This window comes from Geodermatophilus tzadiensis (genome assembly GCF_003002915.1).
GTDB lineage: Bacteria > Actinomycetota > Actinomycetes > Mycobacteriales > Geodermatophilaceae > Geodermatophilus > Geodermatophilus tzadiensis.
The window spans coordinates 63,339-79,370 of record NZ_PVTG01000014.1 but is presented as its reverse complement, the minus strand read 5'-3'; the positions used below and the strand labels follow the sequence as shown (position 1 = coordinate 79,370).

Here is a 16,032-nt window from a genome sequence, read left to right as displayed (position 1 = left end):
GAGTCGATCGTGCGCCTCCGCCACACCCCCGGGAGGGCCGGCGCGTCAGCGCCACGGGCCGTGGGAGTGGCGGTGGCCGAACGGCGTTCCCGGCGGCGCGAGGGCGGGCCCGGCGCCGTCGCCGTCCGGGAGGCTGCCGTCGGCCCCGACGCCGAGGAGAGTGCGGGTGACCTGCTGGGTGCTGTCGAGCAGGTCGTCGAGGGCACGGGACAGGTGCCGGCCGGTCACCGCGCGGAGCGGGTCCTGCTCGTGCAGGGCCTCGAGCACGGCCCGGCGCAGCAGTTCCTTGAGGAAGGACGCGGTGACGCCGTCGGTGCGCTCGACCGCGGACGCCACGTCGTCGTCGGTCAGCTCCAGCGGCACGCTCCGGCCGTAGAGCTGCAGCAGCCGGCGGCGGGCCGCGACGTCGGGGAGGGCCACGTCGACGGCGACGTCGATCCGGCCCGGCCGGGCGGCGAGGGCCGGTTCCAGCAGGTCGGCGCGGTTGGTGGTCAGGACGAACAACAGGTCGGCGTCCGGGGCGGCGCCGTCCATGGCGTCGAGCAGGTCGAACAGGACGGGGCTGCCGCCCGGGCCGAAGGACCGGTCGGCGGCGACCAGGTCGACGTCCTCCAGCACCACCACGGCGGGCTGCAGGTCGCGGGCCAGCTCGGTGACCGAGCCGACCGCGCCGAGCGAGCGTCCGGTGAGGAGCAGCCGGGAGTAGTCGTCCATCCGGCCGAGCAGGTAGCGCACGGTGTGCGTCTTGCCGGTGCCGGGTGGTCCGTAGAGCAGCAGGCCCCGCTTGAGGTGCTGGCCCGCGGCCCGCAGGCCGGCGCGGTGCGCGGCCACGCCGAGGGCGTGCCGCTCGATGCGGTCGAGCACCGCGGCCGGGAGGACGACGTCGTCGCGGCCGAGGTCCGGCGGGTCGAGGAAGGTCAGCTCGACGGTGCCCATCGGCGTCGGGGTGACCTCCACCAGCCGGCCGCGGTACACGTTGAGCTCGCGGCGGAGCCGGTCGAGCTCGGCGAGGACGGCCTGGGCCCGCTGCACCGGCAGCCCGGCGACCTCGACGCGCAGCACCGGCTGCTCGTGCTCCCGGGGCGCCTGCACCAGCAGCAGGTAGCGGCCGGCGTCGTCGGTGACGAGCAGCAGCGCCATTCGCAGGCAGGCCAGCGTGGACCCGGGCCCGTTCGGGAGGTCGACCACCGCCGGGGCGCTGAGGCGGACCGGCGGCAGGCCCTCGCCCGTCATCAGCAGCTGGAGGTCGATCCCGCCGAAGTGCGGCGGCAGCACGACGCCGTGGACCTCGACCGAGCGACCCTCCTGCGCCGTCCACGCGTCGAGGGCGGTCTGCAGGTTGACGTGCTCGAACGGCGGCAGCTCCCGGGCGACCACGGACTGGTCGAGCCCGGCCGGGCCGAGGGTCTCCCGGACGAGGGCGACCACCTCGTTGCGCGCGCCCTGCCCCGGCACGTGCAGCCACTCCAGCAGCGAGCGCAGCCCCGCCGCGAACTCCCTGGCCTCGGTCTCCGATGCCTCCGTCACGGTGCCCCCGCTACTGCTCGACCCGCCGTGGCGCGGAGCGTAGCGACACGCCGCGGCGACCGTCTCCAGCCGCGGGCCGACCGGTGTCTCCTCCCGGTGCGGCGGCGCGCCTACCCGGTGGTCCCCGCCGACTCCTGCGGTGGCGCGTCGAGAAGCGCGAGGACCATCGGCAGCAGCCAGTCGAGGCGGTCGAGCACGCCGCTGCCCGCCGGCATGAAGTGCGTCGTCCCCGGCAGGATGGCCAGCCGGGCCCGCGGCAGGCCGGACAGGTCCCCCATCCCGCCACCGCCGAGCAGGCGGAACAGCTCCACCGCGTGCTCGGCCAGGACGGCGTCGGCGTCCCCGGCGACGACGAGCGTGGGTGCGGTGATCCGCCGGATGTCCTCGGCCGGCCAGGAGAAGGGCGTCTCGTCGAGAGCCTTGAGCTTCTCGACCAGCACCGGGAAGTGCCCGGGGTCCGGGGCGAGCGCGCGGTAGGTGGCCTCCATGGGCGACCCGGCGAACACCTCGGGCGTGATCCCGGAGATCATCGCCTGCAGCTCGGGCTGCATCCCGTCGCTGGAGTGCGTCGCCGAGACGACCACCAGCGTGCGGACGACCTCCGGGTGGCGGATCGCCACCTGCAGCGCCGCGGCACCGCCCATGCTGTAACCGATGACGTCGGCGCGGTCGATGCCCAGGTGGGCGAGCAGGGCCGCGGCGTCGTCGGCCAGGCCCTCGTAGGTGATCGGGCGGTCGACGTCCGCCGTCCGGCCGTGGGCCTGCAGGTCGGGGACGACGACCTGGCGGGTGGCCGCCAGCGCGGACACCCAGGGCGCGAGGTCGCCGGCGGTCATGTAGGCCCCGTGCAGGAGCAGCACCGGTACACCGGCGGGCTCCCCCTCGGGCCCGTGGATCTCGTGGTACATCCGCAGCCCGTTGACCGGGGCGTACCCCGTCGTCGGCGTGGCGGCGCGCTGGACGGCGTCGGTCACGTCGCCCTCCCCTCGGATCGGTGCGGCGGGAACGCGATCCTGGCGCACCGATCCGAGGTGGAGGAGGGCCCGGACGACGGCGGGGGTGTCAGCGCTGGGGGCCGTAGGTGGCGATCAGCTCCGCGTACCGGCGTGCCCCGACACCCTCGGCCACGTCACCCACCCGGAGCACGGTCAGGCCGAGATAGCCCCACCTGGCGAAGGCCTCGTCGATGTTGTCCCAGCCCTCCTCGGAGGACAGCCCGCCGGCCAGGGCGTTCTCGCCCTTGGTCTCGACGCCGGCGCGGAAGGCGTAGTCGCCGATCCACGTCACGAGCGTCTGGGCCAGCGAGTACTGGGGCGCGACGTCCTGGTCGTCCATCTCCAGCGCGGTGAAGTGCAGGACCACCTCGCGCGGGCCGCCGTCGAACCGGTTGGCCAGCTCGACGATCCGCTGGTACCCGTGCCCGGTCGCCCACGAGTCGACGTCGACGCTGGTCTGGACGAGACCCGTGGTCACCTCGGCGGCCCGCGGGTGGACCGGGTGGGTCATCGACCAGTGGATGCCCGGCACCTTGTAGCCGATGTCGGCCTCCGGGAACTCGTCGCCCAGCGTGCGGATCACCGTGCGCAGCACCCGCTCGCCGTGGTCGACGAGCGAGCCGTTGTACCAGTCGACGAAGTCGCGGCCGTACTGCGTGTCCAGGTACGCCCGGCTGGTGAAGAAGGCCTCGGCGTCCTGCGGCGGGGCGATCTGGTCCTGGGAGGTGTGGTCGGTGCCCCAGGCGCGGTTGACCTCCTGCAGCGAGCCGTACCGCTCCAGCACCGTGTCCTGGAAGTCGCGGACGGCGAGCGGCGAGTACGCCTGCAGGGCGCCCCGCGTCGGGTAGCCGGTGCCCTCGTCGTGCTGGTTGTAGGAGGGGTAGCGCAACTCCCCGGACGGGCCGAGGGAGACGTTGACCTCCACCACGTCCTCGGCGTAGCGGTCGGCGTAGCGGTCCTCGAACGCCTGGGTGAAGTCGCGGTACTCGTTCATCACGACCCGGTCCGCCCAGCCCTGCACGCTCTCGCGGCTGTAGTTGCCCTGCTCGCTGCGGTGCTGCAGCCCGGTCGGGCCGAGCTCGACGCCGCGGAACCGGACGCCGGCGTACTTCTCCCACAGCCACGAGGGCAGCAGGCTGGTGTAGTCGTCGCCGACGTTCCCACCGGCCTGGTGGAAGGACAGGATCGGCGCGAGGTCGAGGCCCTGGGACGTGATGACCTCGAAGACGCGGTCGTAGTAGGCCCAGTCGAACTGGTTGTCGGCGGCGCCCTCGACGTCGCCCCACCAGACGTCGACGCTGATGGCGTCCACGCCGTAGGCGGCCACCTCGTCCAGGTCGGCCTCGAAGTCGGCCCAGTCGGTCACCTTGAGCGGCGCCATCGCGTTGGCGGTGAACTCCGGGTTGCCCAGCGCGACGGGCCCGGGTGGGACGGGACCGTCGGCGGGAGCCGCCTGGGCGGTGCCCGCCCCGGCGAGCAGCAGGCTGAGCACGGCGAGCGGGACTGTGGCTCTCCTCACATTGGGCCATGCTGCCAGGCTGTGACGGACCGGTCACGAGGGGGTTCCGGCCGTCGTCGTCCCCGCGGTCCGTCGTGGCCGGGCGGGTCAGCCGCGGGGCAGGGCCCGGCCGTCGGGCAGGGTGCGACCGCTGAGCAGTGCCAGGAGGGCACCGGCGTCCGCGCGCACGACGTCGCCGCTGCCCCGGCTCCAGTCGGTGTCGGTGGCCTCGAGGCGCACGCCGCTCAGGTCGACGCCGAAGTAGGCGCCGTCGGCCGCGGCGAGGTGGTCGAGGACGGCGACCACGGCCTCGGGCGGGGCGACCGACGGCCGGCCGAGCGCGACGGTGACGTCGAGGGAGTGGATGACGGCGTGGCTGAGCGCGCCGGCCGCACCGCCGCCCGGCGGCTGCCACGCGTGCAGCCGCGGGGAGCGCAGCGCGTCGAGGTGCTCGGCGAGCGGCAGGGCGCCGTCGCGCACGGCCACGGCGTCGGAGAAGGCGGTGAAGTCCCCGCCGGCCGCCGCCATCCCCTCGCCGAACTGCTCGGGGGTGAGCCGCGCCGGCATGGTCACGTGCGCGACGACGTGCCGGACCTGCCAGTCCGCGCACAGCGACGGGGCGTCCCAGGTCTCGGCGGGCGCGGAGGTGAGCAGGGTGGCGAGGCCGTCGCAGGTCGGCGCCACCCAGGACTGCAGGTCGGTCACGGTCGTTCCTCTCGGTCGTCGCGGTGGTCAGCCGTGCAGCGCGGATCGGTGGACGAGCTCCTGGATGCGGCCGTCCAACGTACGACTCTCCAGCAGCTCCGGGTCGACGTCGGCCGCACCGCGGAAGACCGGGTCCACCCCGGTCTCCCCGGTGATCACCCGGAAGACCGTCAGCTGCACGCGGTCGACCAGGCGGGCGGCCGTGAGTGCCCGGTCCACCGACAGGCTGCCGTGCGAGGCCAGCGGCACGTCGGACTCCTTCTCGAGCCGGGCGACGACGTCGACGGCGTCGCCGCTGACGAGGGTCGCGTCGGGCCGGTCGAGGAGTCCCTCGAGCGTCGTCGACACCACCGTCGCCGGCATGGTCCGCATCCGGTGGTCGATGGGGTCGGCCACCACCTCGTCCTCGGCGCCCGGGCCCAGCAGCTCCACGAACTTCCGAAACGTGTCGATCCCGAGGACCATCCGCTGCTCCGCGCGGCACTGGGCGAGACGGTGGTCGAGGAACTCCGGGCCCTGCTCGCCCCAGGAGCCGCCCCAGTCGCCGCCGTCGAAGGTGTAGCCGGCGGTCATGCCGCTCTCCTCGGGTGCGAGTCGTCCGGTGGAAGCGGTAGACCCCGCTCGACGGCGGGACTCATCGCCGCCGGACGCCACCGGGCTCGGCGCGACCCGCTCAGCGACGCTCGGGCGGCCCGCTCCGGCACCCCGCCCGACGACCGCGGCGTCCGCGGGTCGGGGTCGTCCGACCGTCCAGCTCGGGCGACCCCGACTCCACGTGGCCGCGTCAGGCCGTGGTCGGTGCCGGCCGCGGCGACCCGGCGGCGTGGGCCAGCGCCCACTCGAGGGCGTGGTCGGCGACGGCTTCCCACCCCGGCGCGGCGCAGGTCCAGTGGTCGCGGCCCTCGAACTCGTGGTACTCGGTGACCGCCGGGGACCGCTCGTAGTGCCGGGCGTTGGACCGGTTCACCGACGGCGGCATGATGTGGTCCTCCCCGCCGGCGATGAACAGCAGGGGCACACGGTCGGCCGCGTAGTCCACCCACGTGTCCTGGTGGCCGGGCTTGAGGTTGGCGAACAGGCCGTACTCCCACACCCAGTGGCCGGGCGCCGCGATGGCGTAGCGGTCCCAGGCTGCCCTGGACTCCTCCGCGGTGAGGGTGTTGGTGAAGGCGTAGTGCCACTCCTCGGGGGTGAAGCCCACGGCCCGGTGCCGGTTCGCCGGGTTCCTCAGCGCGGGGAACAGCGACCTGACCTGCGACAGCGGGTTCACCCGCACCCCCTCGGTGGGTGCGGAGTCGATGACCACGCCGGCGGCACCCAGCCCGCGGGCCAGCAGCAGCTGGGTCAGGGTCCCGCCGAACGAGTGGCCGATGACGATCGGCGGCGTCGCCAGCGCGGTGATCACCGATGCCAGGTGGTCGAGCGTCTCCGGGACGGTGAGGTCCGCGATCAGATCGGGGTTCTCGCGCAGCGCCTCGACCTCGATGTCGAAGCCGGGGTAGCCGGGCGTGTGCACGGTCATGCCCCTGGCCTCGTAGTGCGGCACCCAGTGCTCCCAGCTGCGGGGCGTCACCCACAGACCGTGGACGAGGACGACGTGGCTCGGTGGGTTGCTGGTCATGGCGGTCCGGCCTCTCGTGGGTTCAGGAGTCGATGAAGGCGAGCAGGTCGGCGTGCAGCCGGTCGCGGTCGGTGTCGGGCAGCGCGTGGCCGCTGCCCTCGTGGAGGAACTGCGAGCTGTCCCGGCCCGCGAACACCAGCGCCGCCGACTCCGCCGCCAGGCGGCGTGCGACGAAGGTCAGGGCGTCCAGGGACTCGGCGTCCAGCAGGTGGGCGTCGTCGACGGCGCACACCGGGCCGTCGACCTGGATGACCTGCACCCCGCGCAGGGACGAGGTGGCCGCCTCCAGCAGCGTGGTCTTGCCGATGCCCGGATCACCGGCGAGCAGCAGCGCGCCGGCGCGGCCGTTCGGGGCGGGGGCGAGCAGGGCGGCCACCTGGACCGGTTCCGTCTCGCGACCGAGCAGCCGGCGCCCATCGACCATCCGGCGACCGTAGGGGCAGCCCGGGTCGCGGTGGCGGAACGAGGTCGCCCGCGACGCACGCTCGTCGGGCCGCCCGCCTCCCCGCCGCGCTCGGCGGACCCGTGTCCGGTACGTCAGGGCCGGCGTCGGCATCCCTCGAGGGCCACCCGGACGGACGAGGGGCCGGACGATGCCGCTCTACCTGACCAGGTCCGGCTACACGCCGGAGACGTGGGCCAGGCTGCTGGACGACCCGGAGGATCGCCTTCAGGCGGCCGAGACCCACATCGGGTCGGTCGGCGGGAGACTCCACGGGTTCTGGTGCGCCTTCGGCCCGCACGACGGCTACACCCCACCACGCGGTGCCGGCGGGGACGAGTCCGTCGTGCCGGCGGGCGCTGCCACTCACCGGACCTGGCGTGACCGGGCCGGGTGGGGGCGGTGACGGGACGGTTCAGGCGGCCTTCCGGGTGCTCTTGGCGAGCACCTTGCCGGCCTTCTCCACCTTCACCAGGCGGCGCTTCTTGACCGTGTACCCGGGCGGGAGCGTCCCCTCGGCGAGGGCGCGGAGGGGACACCGCTTGCAGCGCGGCTTGTCCTCGCAGCACTTCTTCTTGGGCATCCGCGCCGACTTGGCCACACGGTGAGGCTAGCCTTCCCTTCACGGGCGATCCACGGGCACGGGCGGGTCACCGGATAACGTCCGCAGACCGCCACCGCACACGTCCGGGAGTCCCGATGGCCGCCCCTGCCTTCGTCGAGCTGCTCAACACGCAGATCGGCAACGAGTTCGCCGCGCACCAGCAGTACGTCGCCTGCGCCGTCTACTTCGACCAGCTGACCATGCCCCGGACGGCTCAGCTCTTCTTCGACCAGGCGCTCGAGGAGCGCCAGCACGCCATGATGATGGTGCGCTACCTGCTCGACTCGGACGCGCCGGTGCGCATCCCCGCCGTCCCGTCCCCGGTCAACGAGTTCCCGGACGTCGTCGCGCCGGTCGCCCTCGCGCTGGACCAGGAGAAGCGGGTCACCCAGCAGATCAACGCGCTCATCGGCGTCGCGCGGCGGGAGGACGACTTCGCCTCCGACCAGTTCATGCAGTGGTTCATCAAGGAGCAGATCGAGGAGGTCAGCAAGATGAGCGACCTGCTCACCATCGTGAAGCGCTCCACGCACGACCTCGAGACGATCGAGGACTACGTGCTCCGGGAGGTCACCGCCGAGACCGCCGACCCCACGGCCCCGCCGGTCGCAGGCGCCTGAGCGAACCGCTGCGCGCAGCGGGGCCACGCCGAGCCCTCGACGACTGGCCGGTGGTCACCGCCTGGTCTCGTACCTGGTCAGCAGCACGCCGCCGGGGAACGTCCGGGTCTCCACCAGGTCTAAGTGCACCCAGTCGTCCAGGGCCGTGAAGAACGGCGTGCCGCCGCCCACCAGCACCGGGTGGGTGACGATCGCGTACTCGTCGATCAGTCCGGCGCGCATGGTCGCCGCGGCGAGGGTGGCGCCGCCGACGTCCATGGGACCGCCGTCCTCGGTCTTGAGCCGGGCGATCTCGGGAACCGCGTCGCCGGTGATCAGGCGGGTGTTCCCGTCGACCGCGCTGATCGTGGAGGAGAACACCACCTTCGGCATGTCCCGCCAGCGGCGGGCGTACTCGATCTGCGCCGGTGTGGCGCCCGGCTGCTGGTCGGCGGTCGGCCAGTGGGAGCTCATCGCCTCCCACAGTCGGCGTCCGTACAGCGCCAGGCCCGTCACCCCCACCCGGTCGGACCACCACTGGAACAGCTCGTCGCTCGGCACGCTCCAGCCGAGGTCGTCGCCGGGCGCGGCGACGTAGCCGTCCAGGCTCAGGTTCATGGCGAAGGTCAGTCTCCGCACTGCGTGGCCTCCCGTGGGTCGGTGTTCGGCGTACAGACCGACACGGCGCGGACAACTGATCGGTCGGACCACACCGACGACCGGTCGACCACCGCGCCGAGCGCGTGCTGCGTACGGCGGGGAACGCCGACCGGCACAGCGCCCCCGCAGAACGACCGGTGAGCGAACCCACCGGGAACACCGCAGGCCGGACCGGGGCCGCCGTCGACCCCGTGATCGGCCGAGTTGCGGACTGCCGCTGCACGAGTGCTGGTGAGCGGGGGACGACGGACGAGTCGGCCTGTACGCCGGGGACGGATCCGGGGATGTCGATCACCGTTGGCTCCTAGCGGATTTCGGGCTTGACCTGCGCAGATGCTGATTGACCCGGATGGGCGCTTTGGGCCGTTTGCGGACGTTCTGCGGACTCCGTGCGGACTAGCGCCGACAGTGAACAGGTCCCGCCGACTGACGGTGACCTGATCCGGCCCATCAGGAGCACAGACGCGGCGAGCCTCCGATGGTGCGCCCGGACGGCCGACCCGTCACCCGGCTCAGGGGCCGCAGGACAGACGCCGGTGACTCAGCCCTGCTCGTCGATGTCGACGCCGTGCCGGGTGGCCAGGTCGGCGAGAGCGTCGGGGTAGCCCTGGCCAACGGCGCGCCAGCGCCAGGTGCCGTGGCGCTGGTAGAGGGTGCCGAGGATGAGGCTGCGCTCATCGGTGGCGGCGTCGAGCGTGGCGCGGGCGACCGGGCCGCCGTGCTCGTCGCGCAGGATCAGCTCGATCGGTCCGACGTCGCCGAAGGTGGCGTTGCCGTCGATCGCAGCGGCGAGGAGGACTCGCTGCTGCGTCGGAGGCAGCCGGTCGGGTCGCAGCGTGCAGATCGCCTCGCCGGGGATCCCGGTGGTGAGCTCGACGGCGCCGGTCGGGTGTTCGGGAGCGTTGTAGAAGACGAAGTCCTCATCCACGCTGACCTGCTCGTCGGGATCGACGACGAAGGTGACGACGTCGATGTCGAACGGGTCGGCTGCGTGGCGGCCCGGGGTCGCCCAGCGCACCTCCGCGAGCCAGTCCGAGTCGGCCGGGAGGTCCATGACCTCCCCGCGCACGAGGATCCGCGGTGCCGGCGCCGTGACCGTGCCCGATGGGGTGGCCGGCGGCTCGGGGACCGGCAGCACCACGACCCGCTCGTCCGGCTGCTGCGGCCACGAGCACGGGGTGAGGGTGTCGGCGTCGAGCGGCCGGACGCCGAGTGCCTGCGCCCGTCCGGTCCGCGGGTCCGGCGCGATGCCGGGGACGAGCACGACATCGGTGACCGAACCGGTGAGGTTGACCGCGACGCTGGCATCGGCAGCGAGGACCCGCTCTCGGACCGCGGCCGCCGTGTCGTGGGCGCCGCCCAGCACCAGCACGCGACGGCCGCTCAGCGGTCCGCCCGGCTCGGGCGTGCGCGGCGCCGGCGCTGCGGCGCGGGTATGGATGGCGACGGGCTCGGCGGCCTCGATGACCTCGGCGGCCTTGGGCTGCCCAGGTGCGACCGCGGCCAGCAGGGACAGGAGCTCGGGCTCGGTGATGACCGGGGTGCCGTGCTGGCGGGCCCGGGCGGCCTTGCCGGTCTGCTCATCGGCGCGGTTGCACACCAGCACGTGGGTGCGGCCGCTGACGGTGTTCATGACATCGAGCCCGGCGTCGGTGCAGCGGCGGGCCAGGATCTCCCGCGGCGTGCTCGTCGATCCGGTGATGACCACCTTCATGCCCTGCACCAGCGGCGCGTCGGCACTCCAGCGGGCGGGGGTCCGCCACGGGCACGGGGTCCGTGGCGCCTTGGCTGGGAACGGTGCCGGTGCCGTGTCGGTGCAGGCCGCCAGCGGCAGGTCCATGTCCAGCCGCGCGGCAGAGACCAGGGAGTGCCGCAGCACCTCCACCAAGACCCGGACGTCGTCCTCGGCGTCGTGGGCTCGCAGCGCCTGCACGCCCCAGTAGTCGGCGACCGACCCGAGCTTGAAGTCGGTGACGGGCAGGTCCAGCCGGCGGGTCAGCGCCAGCGTGCACAGCCGCTCTTCCACCGGCAGCCGCCGGCCGGCGCGCCGGCTCTCCGCGGCGAGGAAGCGGTGGTCGAAGGCGGCGTTGTGCGCGACCACGATGCGCCCTCCGACCCGGCGGGACACGTCGTCAGCCACGTCGGGGAACTGCGGTGCTCCGCGCAGCTTGGCCCGGGTCAGCCCGTGGATGTGCGTGGGGCCGGGATCGCAGCCTGGGTCCAGCAGCGTCGACCAGCTCGACTCGACCGCCCCGTCGGCGGCCATCTGCGTGACCGCCACCTGCAGCACCCGGTCACTGGCAGCGCTCAGCCCCGAGGTCTCCACGTCCACGACCGCGTAGCCGTACGGATAGCGGTGTGCGACCTCGGCCGGCAGGACCGCTGAGGACAGGACCCCCGTCATGGACCGCAAGGTAGTTCCGGTCAGTGATCGTTTCGTTCACCCCTGAGGCGTGTCGGATGGCCGCGAAGCATGTGCACCTTCCAGCCCCGCCACCGCCGGGACGCATCGGCCGGCCCGGAAGCCATCCGAGCCGATTCGCGTCCAGTGAGCCCACAAGCGCCTGGGTCGGCCACCGCCAGCGGCCTCCCCTACTCCGGCGCCCGCCACTGGAGCATCGCCATGATCAAGAGGGACACACTTCTTGCACCATCGGCTCAGCAACTCGTTGGACGGGTTTCGAATCGCCGACGGGGCGCTGCAGCGATTCGACTTGGCAGCCAGTCGACTCGAGGCCTTCGCGGAGTCTGGATCCTGCAGCACGATGTCAGGCTGGAGGCAGCGTGACGTACCTGAGCGGCCCACTTTGGGCACCAGCGCCAGTGTTCCAACGTCGGCTGCGAGTCTTGCCTAGCCCTTTGGGGAAGCTAGATTCCGCCACCGCAACGGCTAGGCGCCATGGTAACGATCCGAAGTGGCCGTTCGCCTGCCGATGACTCACCCGTGCGAAAGATCATCGTCATGACCATCGCGGCGGCGGCGCTCACCGCGGGCTGCGGAGGCGGGGACGCCGCCGAGACGTCTGCTCAGGCCACCCAGTCCAGCACGAGCGCTGCAGCGTCCGGCTCCGCGTCCGTCGCCGCACCCTCGACTACCGCGCAGGCCATGGACGCGGAGACGGCACTGGCCGCACTAAAGGATGTGGGGCTCCCCATCACTGACAGCGCGGTGATTACGGAGACCAACGACAGGAACAACCTCATCGGGCGGCCGGGGCAGTACGTGTCCAAGGTGGCGTTCGCCGACAGTCGCCTAGGCGTGCCGATCGACCAAGCCGAGCCGGGCAACGAGGGTGGCGGCTCGATCGAGGTGTTCGCCGATGGCGCCGACGCGCAAGTCCGGTCGGACTACATCCAGCAGACCCTGCAGAGCCTCGGCCCGGCCGCAGGCACGGAGTACCACTTCCTAGCCGGGCCAGTCCTCGTCCGTGTCAACGGTGAGCTGCCCCCGTCTGTGGCGGCTGAGTACGAGGCCGCAAGCGCTGGTCTGGCCTGAAACGACGCCCAGTACGACGGAGAGCCTGGCTCGTCGACCTCCGAGGAGGTCGACGAGCCAGTGCACAAGGGCATCACCGTCAAGGAGCGCGACCCGACTACGTCCGGCACAGCGATGGCGGTCCGCCACTGCCCGACCGCGCAGCCCCAGGCTGCGGCTCAGGCACGAACGATCGGGTGTCGTTGAGGCCGCCGTACTGGCGGGTCGGCCGAGATGTCACATAGCGGCCCATTTAGGGACACCGGCTCAGCCTGGGACCATCCGCACGTGAAGGTTGGCGAGCCGATCTGGCGGGACCTCGACGGACCGCGTGGCCTCTCGGTCGAGGAGCACCGGCGGGTTGGCAGCTGGTGACGGCCGTCGATGAAGCCACTTTGCAGTTCCGCTCGCCGGCCTGGCAGCCACGACCGTGTCCTAGGGCGGTGCCCCACGTGATCGTCGACCCTGGGTCGTTGGGATGAAGGTTGCTGACGACGGCTGGCCCAGGCGTGGACGTCTCGGGCGATGCAGGGCCGGTGAGTACGAGGACCACCTTGTATTGGTCACCGTCGCGACCCATGAGCAGTGGTTGGTCTACGTCGCTCCGCCACCCGGACAACACGGGATCTATGACGACTTCATGGTCGGCGGCGACCAAGCGATGGCGGAATTGGTGTCCGAGTGGGACGTCGAGTGGTTGCCTGACCGAGATGGCGACCGCCTCGAGATCGAGGCGTTCGACCTCCGAAGGCATTGGCCTCGTTGATCCGCAGATGTCCCATAGGCCGCCTTTTGGGACACCAGCGGAGGCGTCTGACACCGACCGTCCGCCTTCAGTAGGACCGCCCAAGACGGCTGCCTGGCGACCACCAGGAGGTCACTGGAGACCACCGTCAGTGCCGCCGCCGCCGTACTGGAGAAGGACTGCAGGCTCGGCGCGCCCTCGGAGCTACCTCGGCGCGTCGTCCACAGCTAACAGCGCATCCACAGATGTCGCTCGAGACGGCCGCCCGATGGGCCCGCGCGCTAGGTCCGGGACGAGAGCGGCAACAGGGCCGCTCCATCCCACCCGAGGAGAGCGCCGTGGCCAGCATCGCCCGCCGCCCGGACGGCACCCACCGCGCACGCTTCCGCGACGCAGCCGGCCGAGAGCACGCCCGACACTTCAAGCGGAAGGTTGACGCCCAACGGTGGCTCGACGAGATGACCGCGGCGATGGTCACCGGTCAGTACGTCGACCCTGCGGCCGGCCGGTTGACCGTCCGCGAGTACGCCGAGCAGTGGCGCGCCGCCCAGGTGCACCGGCCCACCACGGCCGCACATGTCGAGACGATGCTGCGTCGGCACGTCTACCCGACGCTCGGGCAAAAGCGCCTCGCCTCGGTCCTGCCCAGTGACATCCAGGGTCTCGTCAAGCGGCTGTCGGCCGACCTCGCGCCGGCGACCGTCGGCGTCGTCCACCGCATCCTCGCCGCGGTCTTCAAGGCCGCCGTCCGGGACCGTCGGATCGTCGCGTCCCCCTGTGAAGGCACGCGGCTGCCGAAGGTGCACCGAGGTCGCATCGAGCCGCTGTCCTGGGAGGCCGTCCAGGCGCTCACGGACGCGATGCCCGACCGCTACCAGGCGCTCACCACACTGGCCGCCGGGACGGGCCTCCGGCAGGGCGAGGTCTTCGGCCTCACGGTCGACCGCATCGACTTCCTCCGCCGCCAGCTCACCGTCGACCGGCAGCTGGTCACGATCCCCGACCGCGCTCCGTACCTCGCGCCGCCCAAGACCCAGGCGTCGGTGCGCTTGGTTCCGCTCCCCCAGGTCGTCCTCGACGCCCTGGCGGCCCACCTGGCGGAGTGGCCGACCGACGGGCTGGTCTTCAACACGGAGCTCGGGGCGCCCATCCGCCGGACGGCCTTCTCCGCCCGTGTCTGGCGGCCGGCCGTGCGGCGGGCGGGCCTCAGCGGCGTCACGTTCCATTCGCTGCGGCACTTCTACGCCAGCCTGCTCATCCGGCACGGCGAGTCGGTCAAGACCGTCCAGGCACGGCTGGGGCACGCGTCGGCCGCCGAGACGCTCGACACCTACAGCCACCTGTGGCCCGACTCGGACGACCGGACGCGCGCCGCCGTCGACTCGGTCATGCGCGGATCTGCGGACTACGTGCGGACCGAGCACCCCCTCTGACCACATATGTGCTGGTCAGGGGGGTGCGACGGACGAGTCGGCCTGTACGCCGGGTTCTGTCCTCGGGCGCCTCGCGGCCTCCCGATGGGCGGTCATCCATCTAGGCCCGCCGTTGCCGGCGGGCTCGAGCGGTCCACCCGCAGGCTCGGGCGGGCAGCCCTCGAACGCCTGCGCGGAACGGCGGTCGCCCGCCGTCCCTTCTCGACCTTGCTCCGGGTGGGGTTTACCGAGCCGCACCGGTCACCCGGTGCGCTGGTGGTCTCTTACACCACCGTTTCACCCTCACCGGCCGTGTCTCCGGAGAGGCACCGCCGGCGGTCTGTTCTCTGTGGCACTGTCCCGCGGGTCGCCCCGGGTCGCTGTTGGCGACCACCCTGCCCTGTGGAGCCCGGACGTTCCTCGGCGACGGGGTCTCCCCCGCCGACGCGACCGCCCAGCCGACTCGTCCGTCGTGACCCCAGTCTAGGTGCTCCGCGCCGCGCGACCACCCCGGCACCGCGATCCGGAACCACTTCGACACGCCGACGTGCGTGACGACGCGCGCACGTGGACCACTGGACTCGCCGAGCGGACCCATCCGGAGTTGTCACAGTTCGATGACGTCTCTAGGTTTTCGGCGTCCGGCCGGTCCTCACCTCCCCCGACCGGGGGAACCGCGCCGGGCGCCGCCGAGTCGCAGCCACCCACGTGGCCGTGAACCGGGGACCCACCGCACCACTGGGGTGAGTCCCGCCCTCCGAGCCCGGCTCGGGAGGCGGGTAGGGCGCACATCCCCGCCCGAACCCGTCAGCTGACCCGGTAGGCGGCCGAGGGAGAAGGAGAACCACCGCGCGGGCGCCCTCGAGGCCCCCGCGCCCCCGCACACCTCGGACAGGACGCCGCGACCCGGACCCCTGTGTCCGCGCCGTCGCCGCTCCCCCAGGACCGGACCGACCGGCTCCCCCGCGGCCACGCCTCCACGGCGGGCCCACCACGCCGGCCGCGATCCCGGCTGCCCACCCACGGGCCTCACGCAGCGGCGACCGCTGAGCAGACGGCGGCGCCCGCGAACACCCCCACCGTCAGGAGCTCTCCTCACCATGCCCGAGAACCGCGCCCCCCGCAGCCGCGCCGTCCGCCGCACGGCGGCGGTCGGCGCCTTCGCCGTCACCTTCGCACTCGCCGGACAGACGGCCGCCCAGGCCGACGACCACTGGGGTCGCGGCTGGGACCGCGGGTCTGGGGGCCAGGCCACGACCTCGGCCCCCGCCCCGGCCCCGGCCCCGGCACCCGCGGCCGCCCCGGCCCCGGCCGCCACCCCCGCCCCCGCGGCCTCCGCCGACCTCAGCGGCAAGCCGACGCCCACCTCGACCGCCTACAGCGCCTGGGCGGCGCACGTGCGCCCGGTGGTCGCCGAGATCGTCGCCGGCTTCGACGTGCCCACGGTCCTCACCCGGCCCGGGCACTCCCCCACCCAGCAGCTGGCCGCCGACTTCATGGTCGGCAGCGACTCCGCCACCGGGGACGCCGTCGCCGCCCACGTCATCGCCAACGCGGCGCGGATGAACGTCGACTACGTCATCTGGAAGCAGCGGATCTACATGATCGGCGGCTCCGGCTGGTCGGCCATGGAGGACCGCGGCTCGGCCACGGCCAACCACATGGACCACGTGCACGTCAGCTTCAACGCCTGACCGGCCGGCCACGGGGGCGCGGCGCGACCGCGCCCCCGTGGCAGCCGTCCCCGGA

At 72.9% G+C, this 16,032-nt stretch carries 15 protein-coding genes, 1 other RNA gene and 1 riboswitch; of the genes, 5 read left to right on the top strand and 11 right to left on the bottom strand.

What is annotated here, in order from left to right; all coding sequences use genetic code 11:
* Positions 1 to 45: 45 nt before the first annotated feature.
* The 8 genes from LY71_RS17220 to LY71_RS17180 form a co-directional block, all read right to left on the bottom strand.
* Positions 46 to 1,527, bottom strand: a complete 1,482-nt coding sequence (locus LY71_RS17220) for an AAA family ATPase (protein WP_106279873.1) — start codon at positions 1,525 to 1,527, stop codon at positions 46 to 48.
* 110 nt (positions 1,528 to 1,637) lie between these two features.
* Positions 1,638 to 2,501 (bottom strand): alpha/beta fold hydrolase, encoded by an 864-nt coding sequence (locus LY71_RS17215; protein ID WP_211297397.1) that lies wholly within the window; start codon positions 2,499 to 2,501, stop codon positions 1,638 to 1,640.
* 88 nt (positions 2,502 to 2,589) lie between these two features.
* Complete coding sequence (locus LY71_RS17210) at positions 2,590 to 4,041, bottom strand: family 14 glycosylhydrolase (protein ID WP_106279871.1); 1,452 nt, start codon at positions 4,039 to 4,041, stop codon at positions 2,590 to 2,592.
* A gap of 87 nt (positions 4,042 to 4,128) precedes the next feature.
* A complete protein-coding gene (locus tag LY71_RS17205) occupies positions 4,129 to 4,725 on the bottom strand; it encodes a maleylpyruvate isomerase family mycothiol-dependent enzyme (RefSeq protein WP_106279869.1) in 597 nt (198 codons plus the stop codon).
* A gap of 27 nt (positions 4,726 to 4,752) precedes the next feature.
* Positions 4,753 to 5,298, bottom strand: coding sequence for a dihydrofolate reductase family protein (locus tag LY71_RS17200; RefSeq protein WP_106279867.1), 546 nt, complete (start codon positions 5,296 to 5,298; stop codon positions 4,753 to 4,755).
* Positions 5,299 to 5,509: 211 nt separating this feature from the next.
* Entirely contained in the window at positions 5,510 to 6,346 is an 837-nt protein-coding gene (locus LY71_RS17195) for an alpha/beta hydrolase (protein WP_106279864.1), read from the bottom strand.
* A gap of 22 nt (positions 6,347 to 6,368) precedes the next feature.
* The gene (locus tag LY71_RS17190) at positions 6,369 to 6,770 is read right to left on the bottom strand and encodes an ATP-binding protein (protein WP_211297396.1); all 402 of its coding nucleotides are present in this window, start codon (positions 6,768 to 6,770) and stop codon (positions 6,369 to 6,371) included.
* A gap of 433 nt (positions 6,771 to 7,203) precedes the next feature.
* Complete coding sequence (locus LY71_RS17180) at positions 7,204 to 7,389, bottom strand: hypothetical protein (protein WP_106279859.1); 186 nt, start codon at positions 7,387 to 7,389, stop codon at positions 7,204 to 7,206.
* A gap of 98 nt (positions 7,390 to 7,487) precedes the next feature.
* On the opposite strand from LY71_RS17180, the gene LY71_RS17175 reads away from it, so the two are divergent.
* Positions 7,488 to 8,012, top strand: coding sequence for a ferritin (locus LY71_RS17175; protein WP_106279856.1), 525 nt, complete (start codon positions 7,488 to 7,490; stop codon positions 8,010 to 8,012).
* Between the two features lie 54 nt (positions 8,013 to 8,066).
* Here LY71_RS17175 and LY71_RS17170 read toward each other — a convergent pair whose 3' ends face one another.
* A complete protein-coding gene (locus LY71_RS17170; RefSeq protein WP_245887978.1) occupies positions 8,067 to 8,609 on the bottom strand; it encodes a dihydrofolate reductase family protein in 543 nt (180 codons plus the stop codon).
* Positions 8,610 to 9,192: 583 nt separating this feature from the next.
* On the bottom strand, positions 9,193 to 11,055 hold the full coding sequence (locus LY71_RS17160) for a TerD family protein (RefSeq protein ID WP_106279852.1): 1,863 nt from the start codon (positions 11,053 to 11,055) through the stop codon (positions 9,193 to 9,195).
* A 540-nt stretch (positions 11,056 to 11,595) separates the two neighbouring features.
* Here LY71_RS17160 and LY71_RS17155 point away from each other — a divergent pair.
* The 3 genes from LY71_RS17155 (at position 11,596) to LY71_RS17145 (ending at position 14,304) form a co-directional block, all read left to right on the top strand.
* Positions 11,596 to 12,147, top strand: a complete 552-nt coding sequence (locus tag LY71_RS17155; protein ID WP_106279850.1) for a hypothetical protein — start codon at positions 11,596 to 11,598, stop codon at positions 12,145 to 12,147.
* A gap of 538 nt (positions 12,148 to 12,685) precedes the next feature.
* A complete protein-coding gene (locus LY71_RS17150) occupies positions 12,686 to 12,892 on the top strand; it encodes a hypothetical protein (protein ID WP_106279847.1) in 207 nt (68 codons plus the stop codon).
* Positions 12,893 to 13,209: 317 nt separating this feature from the next.
* Positions 13,210 to 14,304 (top strand): tyrosine-type recombinase/integrase, encoded by a 1,095-nt coding sequence (locus LY71_RS17145; protein ID WP_106279845.1) that lies wholly within the window; start codon positions 13,210 to 13,212, stop codon positions 14,302 to 14,304.
* A 29-nt stretch (positions 14,305 to 14,333) separates the two neighbouring features.
* Here LY71_RS17145 and rnpB read toward each other — a convergent pair.
* An RNA gene (gene rnpB, locus LY71_RS17140) (RNase P RNA component class A) lies at positions 14,334 to 14,749 on the bottom strand.
* Positions 14,750 to 14,974: 225 nt separating this feature from the next.
* Positions 14,975 to 15,124: riboswitch (cyclic di-AMP (ydaO/yuaA leader) on the top strand.
* A gap of 259 nt (positions 15,125 to 15,383) precedes the next feature.
* Between rnpB and LY71_RS23575 the strand changes: the two genes are divergently transcribed.
* A complete protein-coding gene (locus tag LY71_RS23575; protein ID WP_170121404.1) occupies positions 15,384 to 15,977 on the top strand; it encodes a VldE C-terminal domain-containing protein in 594 nt (197 codons plus the stop codon).
* Positions 15,978 to 16,032: the final 55 nt, after the last annotated feature.

Coding starts and splice junctions, on each gene's coding strand:
- LY71_RS17200 (WP_106279867.1), bottom strand. CDS start 5,298: ATGACCGCCGGCTACACCTTCGACGGCGGCGACTGGGGCGGCTCCTGG.
- LY71_RS17195 (WP_106279864.1), bottom strand. CDS start 6,346: ATGACCAGCAACCCACCGAGCCACGTCGTCCTCGTCCACGGTCTGTGG.
- LY71_RS17190 (WP_211297396.1), bottom strand. CDS start 6,770: ATGGTCGATGGGCGCCGGCTGCTCGGTCGCGAGACGGAACCGGTCCAG.
- LY71_RS17175 (WP_106279856.1), top strand. CDS start 7,488: ATGGCCGCCCCTGCCTTCGTCGAGCTGCTCAACACGCAGATCGGCAAC.
- LY71_RS17170 (WP_245887978.1), bottom strand. CDS start 8,609: ATGAACCTGAGCCTGGACGGCTACGTCGCCGCGCCCGGCGACGACCTC.
- LY71_RS17160 (WP_106279852.1), bottom strand. CDS start 11,055: ATGACGGGGGTCCTGTCCTCAGCGGTCCTGCCGGCCGAGGTCGCACAC.
- LY71_RS23575 (WP_170121404.1), top strand. CDS start 15,384: ATGCCCGAGAACCGCGCCCCCCGCAGCCGCGCCGTCCGCCGCACGGCG.